This is a genomic window from Shumkonia mesophila (assembly GCF_026163695.1).
In the GTDB taxonomy this organism is placed as follows: Bacteria; Pseudomonadota; Alphaproteobacteria; order Rhodospirillales; family Shumkoniaceae; genus Shumkonia; species Shumkonia mesophila.
In genome coordinates this window covers 66342-79628 of the sequence record NZ_JAOTID010000005.1, presented here as the reverse complement: position 1 = coordinate 79628, position 13287 = coordinate 66342, and the positions used below count along the sequence as shown (strand labels likewise).

At 66.0% G+C, this 13287-nt stretch carries 12 protein-coding genes; 5 read left to right on the top strand and 7 right to left on the bottom strand.

The window, feature by feature from the left end:
- Positions 1-234: 234 nt before the first annotated feature.
- Both ODR01_RS10205 and ODR01_RS10200 read left to right on the top strand, forming a co-directional pair.
- The gene (locus ODR01_RS10205; RefSeq protein ID WP_316977541.1) at positions 235-450 is read left to right on the top strand and encodes a hypothetical protein; all 216 of its coding nucleotides are present in this window, start codon (positions 235-237) and stop codon (positions 448-450) included.
- A gap of 155 nt (positions 451-605) precedes the next feature.
- On the top strand, positions 606-1502 hold the full coding sequence (locus tag ODR01_RS10200; RefSeq protein WP_316977540.1) for a DMT family transporter: 897 nt from the start codon (positions 606-608) through the stop codon (positions 1500-1502).
- On the opposite strand, the gene ODR01_RS10195 is transcribed toward ODR01_RS10200, so the two are convergent.
- The 3 genes from ODR01_RS10195 to ODR01_RS10185 form a co-directional block, all read right to left on the bottom strand.
- Positions 1483-1818, bottom strand: coding sequence for a branched-chain amino acid transporter permease (locus tag ODR01_RS10195; RefSeq protein ID WP_316977539.1), 336 nt, complete (start codon positions 1816-1818; stop codon positions 1483-1485). The two genes, ODR01_RS10200 and ODR01_RS10195, sit on opposite strands and share 20 nt — an antisense overlap.
- Entirely contained in the window at positions 1815-2507 is a 693-nt protein-coding gene (locus ODR01_RS10190; RefSeq protein WP_316977538.1) for an AzlC family ABC transporter permease, read from the bottom strand. Before ODR01_RS10190 ends, ODR01_RS10195 begins: the two co-directional genes overlap by 4 nt.
- 73 nt (positions 2508-2580) lie before the next feature.
- Positions 2581-6033: a CheR family methyltransferase gene (locus tag ODR01_RS10185; protein ID WP_316977537.1), complete on the bottom strand. Its 3453-nt coding sequence runs from the start codon at positions 6031-6033 to the stop codon at positions 2581-2583.
- Positions 6034-6387: 354 nt separating this feature from the next.
- Between ODR01_RS10185 and ODR01_RS10180 the strand changes: the two genes are divergently transcribed.
- From ODR01_RS10180 to ODR01_RS10170, 3 genes are read left to right on the top strand one after another with little or no spacing between them, the layout of a single operon-like run.
- Complete coding sequence (locus tag ODR01_RS10180; protein WP_316977536.1) at positions 6388-7353, top strand: cytochrome c3 family protein; 966 nt, start codon at positions 6388-6390, stop codon at positions 7351-7353.
- A complete protein-coding gene (locus ODR01_RS10175; RefSeq protein WP_316977535.1) occupies positions 7346-8038 on the top strand; it encodes a cytochrome b/b6 domain-containing protein in 693 nt (230 codons plus the stop codon). Before ODR01_RS10180 ends, ODR01_RS10175 begins: the two co-directional genes overlap by 8 nt.
- A gap of 34 nt (positions 8039-8072) precedes the next feature.
- Positions 8073-9122, top strand: a complete 1050-nt coding sequence (locus ODR01_RS10170) for an ethylbenzene dehydrogenase-related protein (protein ID WP_316977534.1) — start codon at positions 8073-8075, stop codon at positions 9120-9122.
- A gap of 73 nt (positions 9123-9195) precedes the next feature.
- Here the strand turns inward: ODR01_RS10170 and ODR01_RS10165 are convergent, their stop codons facing one another.
- The 4 genes from ODR01_RS10165 to ODR01_RS10150 form a co-directional block, all read right to left on the bottom strand.
- The gene (locus ODR01_RS10165) at positions 9196-10884 is read right to left on the bottom strand and encodes a methyl-accepting chemotaxis protein (protein ID WP_316977533.1); all 1689 of its coding nucleotides are present in this window, start codon (positions 10882-10884) and stop codon (positions 9196-9198) included.
- A gap of 357 nt (positions 10885-11241) precedes the next feature.
- Complete coding sequence (locus tag ODR01_RS10160; protein WP_316977532.1) at positions 11242-12537, bottom strand: phenylacetate--CoA ligase family protein; 1296 nt, start codon at positions 12535-12537, stop codon at positions 11242-11244.
- Between the two features lie 201 nt (positions 12538-12738).
- Positions 12739-13005 (bottom strand): Txe/YoeB family addiction module toxin, encoded by a 267-nt coding sequence (locus ODR01_RS10155; protein WP_316977531.1) that lies wholly within the window; start codon positions 13003-13005, stop codon positions 12739-12741.
- Positions 13002-13253 carry a type II toxin-antitoxin system Phd/YefM family antitoxin gene (locus tag ODR01_RS10150; RefSeq protein WP_316977530.1) on the bottom strand — a complete coding sequence of 84 codons (252 nt, stop codon included), beginning with the start codon at positions 13251-13253 and terminating at the stop codon, positions 13002-13004. The genes ODR01_RS10155 and ODR01_RS10150 overlap by 4 nt, the downstream gene beginning before the upstream one ends.
- Between the last annotated feature and the right edge of the window lie 34 nt (positions 13254-13287).

Here is a 13287-nt window from a genome sequence, read left to right as displayed (position 1 = left end):
TGTCGGGGAGGGAAATCTTGAGTTATGCGAAAAATTACCCTCAGCGCCGGCGATATGTCCTTCGCGTGGGCTGTCAATCCATGAATCCTGCGCTGTCACAGATTATACCCCTTTATTGTCACAGGAATGGGCTCTTTTTCCTCCTATTTGCCATTGTCGTGGTGGCCAACCCGCCCCACTTTAGGAGACGGGGAGTTGTAACCGTATGGACTGCCTGAGCACGGGGAGCTGGGTATGATCAATCCCGCAATGGTTCAAAAGGCCGCTCTTGAACTCTATGAGCGTCATGGCAGCATGGCGCTGCAGATCGCCCATGAGCGGGCCGAACGCCTGTCGCGGCAGGGGGATCACCTGACCCTGGATACCGCGCTGATGCTCTTGACCGAGGTCGAAAAGCTGGTGGGCAAGACCAACCTGCTCAATCGTCCGCGGTACGGGCGCGTTCACTGAGGACCGCCGGCGTTCGGCTGAAACGCCCTTCCGTCCCGAGGGAACCTCTGCTACGGTGCGCGCCGCCGCGCTAAGGCGGTGCGGTGAGTGCGGGCATCTTCCATGAATGAATTCGCGTTCGTCGCCGCCCGGCGGCCCCGTCAGGGGTTTGTCCGATGAGGGCTGGCGACCGCATCGGCCGGGGGATCATCTTCTCCGTCGTCACGTTCGCCTTCTTCTCGTCGGCGGATGCGGCGGTGAAGTTCCTGAGCGGCGGCTATTCCGTCCTGCTCATCTATTTCGTGACGACCACGTTCGCGGCGCTGCCGATCGCCGCCCTGGTGTGGTTCAGCGGCCGCCCGATCGTCATCAAGCCCCGCTTCCCCAAGGCGGTGCTGATCCGCACGCTGCTGATGGCGATGGACACCTTCGGCGCCTATCTGGCCTTCAGCCGCCTGCCGCTGGCCAACGCCTATACGCTGATCTTCGCCTCGCCGCTGATCGTCACCGCGCTGTCGCCGTGGCTGCTGGGCGAAGCGGTCGGCCGCCACCGCTGGAGCGCCGTCGTCGTCGGCTTCCTGGGGATTCTCGTCGTCCTGCGCCCCGGACTGGTGCCGCTCGACATCGGCTACTTCGGCGCCTTCGGATCGGCCTGCGCCTTCGCCGTGGCGCTGATCATCACCCGCCAGATCGGCGGCCGCGAATCCGACACCGCCATGCTGTTCTGGCTGATCGTCGGCAAGCTCATCGTTTCCGGCGTTTTCCTGCCGATCTCGTTCGTTCCCGTCGCGCCGTTCGACCTGATGCTGATGGCCCTGGTGGGCCTGCTCGCCGGATCGGCCCACATCTGCATCGTGCAGGCCTTCAAGCTGGCGCCGCCGGCCACCGTCGCCCCCTTCCAGTACACCCAGATGCTGTGGGCGGCCTTCTACGGCTTCCTGGTCTTCGGCGACGTTCCCGACGCCTTCGTCCTCACCGGCTCGGGCCTGGTCATCGCCAGCGGCCTTTACATCCTGTGGCGCGAGCGCGTGCGCCACCGCCAGGACCGGGCGCCTAAATCGCCGCCGCCATGATGCCGCTCTGCACGAGCGCCATGTAGACGCCGGTGCCGGCCCCGATGCTGAGAAGGGCGTTGCGCCACCTGAGATGCAGCCCGACCGTAACGGCCAGCGCCACGGCCTCGGGCAGGCCATAGGGCGGCACCGTCGGCGACACCCCCTTCAGGCAATAGAGAACCAGCAGCGTCAGGATCACCGGCGGCGTCGCCTTGCCGAGGAAGCGCACCGCCGGGTGCGTCGCCCACCGTCCGAGGAAGACGAAGGGCGCGGCCCGGCTGATGACGGTGGCCGCCGCCATCGCCAGGATGGCGGAGAGAATGTAGCCGTTCATGCCCACCCCCGCCTCGCGCCGTCGGCCACCACCAGGATCAGGGCGAGCGTGATCGAGATCAGCAGCATGTTGGCGGTCCCGAACACCGCCAGGGTGGCCAAGCCGGCCGCCAACGCCAGCAGGAACGGAAAGGGCTCGCGGACCCGGCGGACCTGCTCGACCAGAAGCACCGCGAACAGCGCCGTCAGGGTGAAGTCCAGGCCGGCGGTATCAAACGCGATGGCCTCGCCGGCCAGCGCGCCGGCCAGGCTGCCGGCGCACCACGAGGAATAGTTGATGCCGGCGATCAGCAGATGGAAGTCGCTCTCCTCGACGTCGGGCGGGGCCTTCAGGCTGGTAATCAGGGCATAGGTCTCGTCGGTCAGCCAATAGATCAGGAAAAATTTCTTCAGGGGGCCGGTCCGCCAGCGTTCCAGCAGGCTGACCCCGAAGAAGGCGTGCCGCGCGTTCAGCACGAAGGTAGCCGCCGCGATCTCGGCGATCCCCGCCCCCGCCGCCAGCAGGCCGACCGCCAGGAACTGCGAGGCGCCGGCAAAGACGATCAGGCTCATCAGAAAGGCATAGAGCCAGCCCGCCCCCACCTGGTCGACGAACAACAGCCCAAAGGCGACCCCCAACGGGAAATAGCCGAGGATGACGGGCACGGTGGCTTGGAAAGCGCGGGCGATCAGACGGGATGGAAAACCCACAAGGCGGCTCCGGCGGGTGGCGAGGACGGCGCGATATTACGGCCTTATCCTGCCGGGATGAACCCCTCTATCGTCATCGCGGCGCGAGCGGGACGTCCAACAGGCAGCGCACGCCGTCGGGCTCGAACGACAGCTTCGCCTCGCCGTGCAGCATGTGGGGGGCGGCCTCCTCGATCAGCCGGCTGCCGAATCCCGCCCGCGAGGGGCATTCCGGCATCGGCACGCCGCTTTCCGTCCACGTGAACACCAGCCGCGGAGGCTCGTTCCCAACCACGCCCCAGGCGATGTCCAGGCCGGCACCGTCGTGCTGCAGGGCGCCGTACTTGCGGGAATTCGTCGCCAGTTCATGGATGACCATGCCCAGCACCTGGGCGACCGCCTGGGGCACGGCGCAGGATTTTTCGCCCAGCCGGATGTGCCCGCCGGGCGCGGCGCCGTGGGCGTTCAACTCGGCGGCCACCAGATCTCGAACGTCCACCTCCTTCGACTCGTGGACGCCCAACAGGTTCTGGGTCCGCTCGAGCGCCGCAAGGCGGCCGATGAAGCCGTTGACGAGGCCCTTGACGTCGGTGGCGCCGCGGCTCGACAGGCGCAGGAGGGCGACGATGTTGGTGAAAAGGTTCTTCATGCGGTGCTGCAATTCGTCCAGCAGAATCTGCTGGCGATGGCCGGCCTCGCGCTGATCGGTGACGTCGATGGTCATGCCGACCCATTCCTGAACCCGCCCGCTTCCATCGAGCCGGGGCATGGCGCGGACGGCCATGTATCGCCAGGTCCTAGTGCCCGCGTGGCAAATGCGGAATTCACCCGCCAGCGGGCGCGCCTCGGCGACGGCCGCCCGCCACGCCCGCTCGGCGCCCTCGCGGTCCTCGGGATGCACGGCATCCGTCCAGGCGTGGCCGATCCATTCCTCCCGCGTTTGCCCGGTGAAGGCGCGCCAGCTTGGCGAATCTTCGACGACGCCGCCGTCCGCGTCCGTGCTCCAGACCATCTGCGCCGACGCCTCCACCAGTGCCCGGAACCGTCGCTCGCTCACGCGCAGGGCATCCTCGGCCTGTCTGCGGGCGGTGATCTCGACAAAGGTCACGACGACGCCGGAAATGCGGTCGTCCTCCGTCCGATAGGGCAGGGTGCGGCGCAGAAAGCAGCGGTTCGCGGCGCTCAGAATCTCGGCTTCCCGCGGCTGCAGATCGCGCAGGACCTTTTCGATATCCTCCATGAAGGCGGGGTCCTGGAAATGGCGGGCGAAATCGGTGACGCTGCGCCCGATGTCGGCCACCGTCAGCGAGAACAGATCCCGGGTCGCCGGCGTGAACCAGCGGATGCGCGACTGGCTGTCCAGGAACAGCGTGACCACGGCACTGCTGTTCAGGGTGTTGTTGAGGTCGTTGGTCAGGGCCTCCAGTTCCTCCACCTTCTCCTGAAGTTGGACGTTGACGGTGGTCAGTTCCTCGTTGAGGGACTGCAACTCTTCCTTCGAGGTCTCCAACTCCTCGTTGGCCGCCTGGAACTCCTCGTTGATCGAGGAAACCTCCTCGTTCGACGCCCTCAGGTCTTCGTTGGCGCGCTCCAGTTCGGCGACGGCGTAGCGCAGTTCCTCCTGCGAGGCCCGCAACGCGATATCGAGGTCGTGTTCGTTCCACGGCCCGGACGCGGCCCGGGGCGGGGACGACGCCAGGAACGAGACGAGCACGAGAAACCGGTCGCCGCCGGTCGCCAACGGGCGGGCGACGATTTCCGCCGTCGGGGCATCGGCGTCGCCGGTCATCTGGACCGATACGCGCGCCGACCGCTTGTCATCGAGGACCCGCTGCACGAGGGAACGCAGGTGAGGAGCGAAACGCGGCTGCGCGAGGCGCAACAGATTGTGCGTCGGTTCCCCTTTGGGATGCGACAGAAAGGCGTCCGCCGAGCCGTGGAAGTAAAGGATGGTGAAGTCCCGGTCGACCAGAACCGAGGGCGGCGCGAAATCGTCAAGCAGGGCCTCGCGGGTTCTTTCGGCGTCGTCGGGCTCGCGTTGCGGCGGCGATGGGGGCGACGGCGCGCGGTCGTGCAAAGCCACGCCGGAGCGTGGAAAATCCAGGATGCCGGGGCGTCTGCCGCCCGTCCGCCGGTAGATGCGCCACTTCTTGACCACGGGCTCGAACAGGTTGCCGTGGTCGGCGGCCGATTCCGAGGGCCCGAGGAACAGATAGCCGTCGCGGCGCAGCGAGAAGTGGAGCAGCGACAGGATGCGCCGCTGCGCTTCCGGTTCGAGATAGATCAGCAGGTTCCGGCAGCAGACGATGTCGAGATGCGAGAACGGCGGGTCGGACAGGACGTTCTGCGGCGCGAAAACGATGGTGTCGCGCAGCCTTTTCTTGGCGACGAAACTGTCGCCGTCGCGGTCGAAAAAACGCCGCAGGCGCTCTGGCGGTATGACCTCGACGACGCTGGCGGGAAAGCTGCCGGCCCGGCCGCGAGCCAGGACGTGTGGCGCGGGATCGGTGGCGAAGACCTTTATTTCCAGCGGTTTGTCGGCATCCTCGACGGCTTCCATCAACAGCATGGCGAGGCTGTAGGCCTCTTCGCCGGTGGAGCACCCCGGCGTCCAGGCGCGGATCGGCTGCTCGGCGTCGCGCGCCTTCACCAGGGGCCCGATGACGCCGTCCGCCAGGGCCTGCCACGCCGCTTCGTCGCGGAAGAAGCCGGTGACGTTGATCAGCAGATCGCGCGCCAGGGCCTCGACCTCCGCCGGTTCCGCGTGCAGCATTTCCACATAGGCGCCGACGGTGTCCACCCGCCTGAGCCCCATGCGGCGCTGGATTCGGCGCAGCAGGGTGTTCGCCTTGTAAGGACGAAAATCGTACCCGGCCCGCGCCCGCAGCAGGGCGATGATCGGCGCCTGCTTGGCCTCCGCCGGCGGCAGCGCCCTGCTGGCGTCGAGGTGGCGCATGTAGGCGATCAGTTCCGCCGGCATGTCGGCCGGCGGCATGATGCGGTCGACGACGCCGGTGCCGATGGCGGCGCGCGGCATGCCGTCGTACTCGGCCGTTTCCGGCTGCTGCACGAAGACGACGCCGTCCTCCTGCTTGATGCGCAAAATGCCGGCCGCCCCGTTCGATCCCGAACCCGACAGGATGACCGCGGCCGCCCGTTCCCGCCGCTCCACCGCCAGGCTCTTGAAGAGGGTGTCGACCGGATGGTGGGGGCGATCGCCCGCCGGCTTGCCCCTCAGCACACCGTCTTCCAGCACCAGCGCCTGGGCGGGCGCGATGACGTAGACGCGGTCCTTCTCGACCTCGATATCGCCGGTGATTTCGATAACCGGAAGGGGCGACGACCTGCCGACGATCCCGGCCAGATGGCTGGGCTTGTCCGGGGTCAGGTGGAGAACGACGACGAACGCCATGCCCGGCTCTCGCGGCATGGCCTCGAAAAACTGCTTCAGCGCCGCGATGCCGCCGGCCGAGGCGCCGATGCCGACGATGGGAAAGACCGCCTGGCGGGGGCCCGACCGGGTCTTGTCACTCCGTTTCCGTGCCATCGAGCCATCCCCAATCATCCGAGATCGCACGCTACCTTCGACGGCAAAGCGGGGCCGGGGCGCTCCCAGCCCGCCTTCCATCGGCCCGTTTCTCGGCCTCCGTGACGCGATCTTACCCGAGAAAGCCCGGGAAACAAATGTTCCGCCCCCGCCGCCGGAATGCCTTTTCCCGTTGTTTTCTTCCCCCTCGCCTTCCTCGTTTTCGATAAAGCCTTCAACCCCTTCTCTTTTTTTAATTGGAACAATTCGAATTTCCTTTGCCGCCGCCATGGCCTGCCCGCTAGAATGGAATGGCGCTTTCGACATTCCGTGCGCCTTCGTGGCGAGGCGGATGCGAACAGGACGAAGGGTGGAATGCAAACGTCCGTTCGTCTATTGGCGGCTGTGGGGCTGATGGTTCTGATCGGCGGCGGGACGGCCGTCGCGCAGACCGCCACCAAGGTCGAGCCGGCCGAACTCGAACGCATCCGCCGCTCCAACGCCCAATGCCTGGACTGCCATTCGGAGGCGGGATTGCAGGCGCTGACGCGGCCCGACGTCGACAAGGCGGATCTGGCCGACCGCCTGGTCGATCCGGAACTCTTCCTCAAGTCCAACCACGCCAACGTCGAATGCGTGGCCTGCCACGTGACGGGGTTCAAGGAATTCCCCCACGCCGAGGCGACCAAGCAGCAGATCAACAACTGCGACGAATGCCACACCCGCACTTTCCTGCGCATCGAGGACCAGTTCGCCAAAAGCGTGCACGCCAAGACGGCCGAGGCGCGGCCCGGCTCTTTCACCTGCGTCACCTGCCACGATCCCCACGTCTTCCTCAAGGCGTCGCACTTCAGCACCACCCGCCAGGCGGTGCGCCAGGACAACGCCATGTGCCTGCAATGTCACGCCTCGGGCGAACGTTTCGCACAATTGAGCAAGGACCCCCTGCCCGACCTGCAGAAGATCCACGCCTGGCTGCCCAACACGCCGCTGCACTGGGCGGCGGTGCGCTGCGTCGAATGCCACACGCCGGTGCCGCAGAGCATCCTGTCTCATGAAATCCTGGCCGCCGAACGGGCCGAGAAGAACTGCGTCGCCTGCCACTCGGCCAATTCGACCCTGCGCGTGCGGCTGTATCGGCATCTGGTCGAGGAGGAACGCGAAACGGTCGGCTTCATCAACAGCGTGATCCTGAACGAGGCCTACGTGATCGGCGCCACCCGCAACCGCTACCTCGATCTGGCTTTCGGCCTGGTCGCGGCGGTGGTGGTGGGCGGCATCGCGCTGCATGGCCTGGCGAGGATCGTGGCCGGCATCAGGCGGAGGCGCCGCAATGGCTGAGCGCGTCTACATCATCCCGCTGTGGCTCCGCCTCTGGCACTGGACGAACGCCACCCTGATGATCCTGCTGATGGCGTCGGGTTTCAGCCTGCACTTCTCCGACCCCGGCCTGCCACTCATCCGCTTCGACATCGCGCGCACCATCCACAACGTCTCGGGCATCGCGCTGACCGTTCTCTATGTCGCGTACCTGGTGTGGAACACGGTTTCCGGGAACTGGCGGCAGTACGTGCCGGCGGCCGACGAGCTGATTTCCGGGCTCAACGCCCAGAACGCCTATGTCGCGTCCGGCATCTTCAAGGGCGCGCCGCCGCCGACGGTGCCGACGCCCGGGAAAAAGTTCAACGTGCTGCAACAGGCCACCTACCTGCTGGTCATGTACGTGGCCATGCCATTTTTGATCGTTACCGGCATCGCCTTCTTCTTTCCCGAATGGGCGCCGGAGCGGCTGTTCGGCATGGATGGATTGCTGCCGCTGGCGGTCGCCCATTACGTCATCGGCTTCCTGCTCACCCTTTTCCTGCTGGGCCACATCTACATGGGCACCATGGGAACCACCGCCGCCGCCGGCTTCAAGATGATGATCACCGGCTGGCACGACGATCACCCCGGCCATGCCGGGCAACCGCCCGATCGAACGGGCACTCCCCCGACCCCCTCCGCAAACGGCGGGAAGCGGGCTTAACCACGAGGCATCACCCCTTGCTGAGGAGACAGGCATGAAACGCTTTCTGAAACCGGCCGGCACCGCCCTGGTCATGGGGGGCGCGCTGGCGCTGGCTGTTTCGGCCGCCCAGGCGGCGGACGAGTTCACGGTGACGGCCGTCAAGGGCTCGGCGGCGCCGACGCTCGACGGCGACGCCGGCGACGCCGCCTGGGGTCAGGCGACCGCCACCTCCATCACGGCGATCAAGGGGGTCAACTTCGGCGGTTCCGGCGAGACCAAGGGCACGATCAAGGCCGCCTATGTGGGGGACATGCTCTATGTCCTCCTGCAGTGGGACGATCCCACCCTCAGCTACCAGCGCAGCCCTTACAAGAAACAGGCCGACGGCTCGTGGGCCAAGGTGAAGGACCCCGACGACAAGGGCGGCGACAACAACAAGGTCTACGAGGACAAGGCGGCGCTGATCTGGAACATCAACGATTCCATCTTCGGCTTCGACCGCCGCGGCTGTCAGATCGCCTGCCACGCCGGCGAGCCGGGCAAGCCCTTCGGCAACAAGTACACCGCCGAGGCCGGCGAACTGGGCGACATGTGGCACCTCAAGCTTGTGCGCACCCTGCCGGTCGGCCAGGTCGACGACCAGTACCTGGACCACACCAAATACGACAAGGAGAAGTCCCCCGAGGCCGGTCGCCACGGCGATCCCAAGACCGGCGGCGGCTACAGCGACATCAAGCTCGTCAACGGCAAGCCCGAGGTCATGAGCAAGGATGCCAAGCCGGCCAATGGCGGCGGCACCTACTGGGTGACGAAAGGCAACGAGGCGCCGTTCGACGACAGCAAGTTCAAGGCCGGCGACGAGGTGGCCTCGATCATGATCGCGCCGTTCGCGGGCGACCGCGGTGAAATCAAGGCCAGCGCCAAATGGGCCAACGGCAAGTGGACGGTGGAGATGTCGCGCAAGCTCGCCACCGGCAGCAAGTTCGACATCCAGTTCAGCGACATGGGCAAGGAGTACGCCTTCGGCGTCGCCTTCTTCGACAACGCCCAGGTGCGTCACGCCTATCAGGAGAAGCCGCTGAAGCTGGTCTTCCAGAAATAGCTGAAGGCGGAGAGATCGCCTGAAAGAAACGGGGGCGGCCATGGGCCGCCCCCGATGGTTTACGGGCCAGACTTCAGGCGGAACGCACGCCGGCGAGGAACTTGTCGACTTCGGCGCGAAGCGTTTCCGACTGCTGCGACAGTTCGCCGGCCGCCTTGTTAATCTGCTCGGCTGCCGTGCCGGTCTCATTGGCCGCCTGGCTGACGCCGCCGATGTTGGAACTCACTTCCTGGGTTCCCGCGGCCGCCTGCTCGACGTTGCGGGCGATCTCCTGGGTCGCCGCCCCCTGTGCCTCGACCGCCGAGGCGACGCCCGAGTTGACCTCGTTGATCTTCGAGATCGTCTTGGTGATCGATTCGATCGCCGCCACGGCTTCCTGGGTGGCCGACTGGATGCCGGCGATCTGGGCGCCGATCTCGTCGGTCGCCTTGGCCGTCTGGTTGGCGAGATTCTTCACCTCGCTGGCAACGACCGCAAAACCCTTGCCGGCGTCGCCGGCCCGGGCCGCCTCGATGGTGGCGTTGAGCGCCAGCAGGTTGGTCTGCTCGGCGATATCGGTGATCAGGGCCACCACTTCGCCGATCTTGTTGGCGGCCTGGGCCAAGCCCTGGACCTTGACGTTGGTCTTCTCGGCTTCGCTCACCGCGGCCGAGGCGATTTGCGAGGCCTGGGTCACTTGGCGGCTGATTTCAGAAATCGAGGACGACAGTTCCTCGGCCGCCGAGGCGACGGTCTGCACGTTGGCCGAGGCCTGTTCCGAGGCCGCCGCCACGGCGGAGGCCTGACGGTTGGCCTCCTCGGCGGTCGCCCCCATGGCTTCGGAGGACGACTGCATCTGCGATGCCGCCGCCGCCACCGACTTCACCGCCTGGGTCGACGTGGCGTCGAAGGCTTGGCAGAGATCCTCGATGCGCTTGGCCCGGGCCGTCCGCGCTTCCTGCTCGCGCCGCTGCTCCTCGGCCAGGCGATCGGCCTCGATCATGCCGTCCTTGAAGACCTGAACGGCGGCGGCCATCTCGCCGATCTCGTCCTTGCGATTGCGGGCCGGAATGTCGATGGCCCTGTCGCCGCGGGCCAGGGCGTCCATGGCGTTCGTCATTTCCTTGACCGGCCTGGAAACGCTGCGGGCGATGGACGTGGCGACGACGACGACGATGAGCACCGTCAGCACCGCCATGCCGCCGGTCAGTTCCGCCTTGCCCCAGAAGGTCTTCTCGACGTCCTCGACGAAGACGCCGCTGCCGATGATCCAGCCCCAGGGCTTGAAACCGGCCACGTAGGACACCTTCGGCTTCGGCGACGTGCTGTCGGGCGGCCAGTAATAGGTGTATTGGCCGGCGCCATCCTTTTTGACGACCTCGATCATGTCCGCGAAAATGAAGTTGCCGTGCGCGTCCTTCAGTGTGCGCAGGCTGGTCCCCACCAGCTTCGGCGCCGTCGGATGCATCAGCATCAAGGCGTCCATGTCGTTGACCCAGTAATACTGCTCGCCGTCGTAGCGCAGCCCCTTGAGGGCGGCGAGCGCCCCTTCCTTGGCCTGGGCTTCCGTCAGCTCTCCCCGTCCCGCGCGGGCGTGAAACTCCTTAACGAAACTGTGGGCGACCTCGACGATGCGCCGCGTCTCGTCGCCCTTCTGTTCATAGAGCGCGTCGCGCAGACCGACGAGACTGACTCCTCCGATGCCGAGATACATCACCGCAAACAGCGCAACCAGAACCATCAGCCGGCGGCCGATTTTCCAGTTGTTCAAATTGACGCTCATCCCTGGTTTCCTCTCTGTTTTCTTTCTTATTCCGGTCGCCCGCCGATCGCTCCGGCTGCCGCCTGCCACGCAAACGGCAGATGAAAGCCCGGAGGGTCCCAATTGACGCAATTGGAACATCCACCCTTTACGCCGCGATGTCAGAACGCGGCCTTTTTCGTTTCGCCGAGGGCCCCCCCGTTACGGCTTCGAAGCGCACCAAACGTCGTCAAAATCCGTTGAAATTTAAGCGATATCTCCCGCAGATCGGGTGTACGCCATTTCCGCGCATGACAATTTACATTTATTTTTGACAAATTTCTGCGGGAAATTGTGGCAAGTTGCCCGCTTTAGCGGCCATCGGAAGGATTGGCGCGGCTATTGCCCCCTGAGGTCGACCACCCGCCTGGCCTTGCCCTCGGCGCGCGGCACCTCGGTTTCGGCGACCAGTTCGACCGTCGGCGTCACCAGGATCTCGTCGTGCAGGCCGGCGGTGATTTTCCGGCGCAGGGCCTCCAGCGCCCCGGCGCTGCCCTTGAGCACCTCGGCCCCCACCGCGGCGCGCACCCGGATGCGCTCGACCACCCCTTCGCGCTCCAGCACGATCTGATAGTTCTTGCCGATCTCGGCGAAGGTCATCAGCACCTTCTCGATCTGCATGGGGTAGATGTTGACCCCCTTGAGGATCAGCATGTCGTCGGCCCGCCCGGTGATACGGTCGATCCGCCGATGCGTCCGCCCGCAGGCGCACGGGCCGGGCAGGATGCGGGTAAGATCGCGGGTGCGGTAGCGCAGGATCGGCATGCCTTCGCGCATCAGCGTCGTCATCACCAGTTCGCCGATTTCGCCGTCGGCGACCGGCTCGCCGCTTTCGGGATCGATCACCTCGAACAGGAAGGCGTCCTCCCACACGTGCATGCCGGCCTGCTCGACGCACTCGAAGGCGACGCCGGGGCCGTTCATCTCGGACAGCCCATAGGAATTGTAGGCCTTGACCCCGAGGCCGGCCTCGATGCGCCGGCGCACCTCCTCGCTGTGCGGCTCGGCGCCGATCAGCGCGATGCGCAGGCCCAGCGCGTCGGGATCGATCCCCTCGTGCTCCAGGGCTTCGGCCAAGTAGAGGGCATAGGACGGGATGATGTGCAGGCCGGTGACGCCGAAATCGCGGATCAGCTGGATCTGGCGATGGGTGTTGCCCGCCCCCGCCGGAATGGTGCAGCAGCCCAGCCGCTCGGCCCCGGCGTGGATGCCGAGCCCGCCGGTGAACAGCCCATAGCCCGAGGCGTTCTGGAAGACGTCGCTGGAACGCAGGCCGACCATATGCATGCAGCGGGCCATGAGGTCGGCCCACACCGCGATGTCGTTGCGGGTATGGAAGATGGCGATGGCGGTGCCGGTGGTGCCGCTCGAGGTATGGACCCGCACCATCTCGCTCATCGGGCGAGCCAGCATGCGGGACGGATAGGCGGCGCGCAGGTCGTCCTTGGTGGTGAAAGGCAGGCGCCGGAAATCGGCCAGCGAGCGCAGGCTGGCGGCCGAAAGGTTCGCCGCCGCCAGACGTTCGGCATAAAGGGGAACGGCGGCGACGCGGCCCAGGGTTTCGCGCAGGCGCTCGAGTTGCAGGGCCTCGATGGCCTGGCGGTCCAGGCTTTCGGCGGCGTCGAACACGTCCATTCCAGTCTCCCGACACAGCGTTCGTCTTTGTTTTTGGCCGCCGCCGGCCGAACGGCCGCGCGCAACCGCTGCCGCTGATAGCACGGGGGACAGCCCGACTTCCAGCCCGACCATGGGGAAAAAGACGGAGTGCCCGTCTGGCTTCCCGTTTTGGTCAGCCCAGAGACCTAGCGGCGGAACGGAGTTTGCCTGGAAGCGGCGTCAGTAATGGTACCGGCACTGAGCGATCTCGAGCGCCTTGGCATCGCCGGCGCCGGTGACGCGATAGACGAACCGATGCTCGCCCGTGATGCGCCGGGACCACCAGCCCTGAAGGCTTCCCTTCAAGGGTTCCGGTTTTCCGAGCCCCCGGAAAGGGCTCCGTGTGGCATCCTTGATGAGGTCGTTGATCTTGCCGACGATTTCCCGGTCGTCTTCCTGCCAATGCAGGTAGTCCTCCCAGGCCTGCGGCGCCCAGACGAGCTTCATTCGATGGGATCGCGCTCGACACCCTGGCCGGCATCAAGAGCGGCGACGGCGCCCGACAGGCGCCGGGCGTTCGCCGGGCTCTTGAGCAGATGGAAGGTCTCGACGAGGCTTTCATACTCCTCCTCGGAAATCACCACGACGGAGCGGCCCTTCTGGCGGGTGACCGTGAGGGGAGCTCGCCCCTCGCAGACGTCGTCCATGAAACTCGCAAGGTTCTGGCGAAATTCGGTGTAGCTGACGTGTCCCATGGCGCTCTCCTCGAAAGACATGTACATAATTATG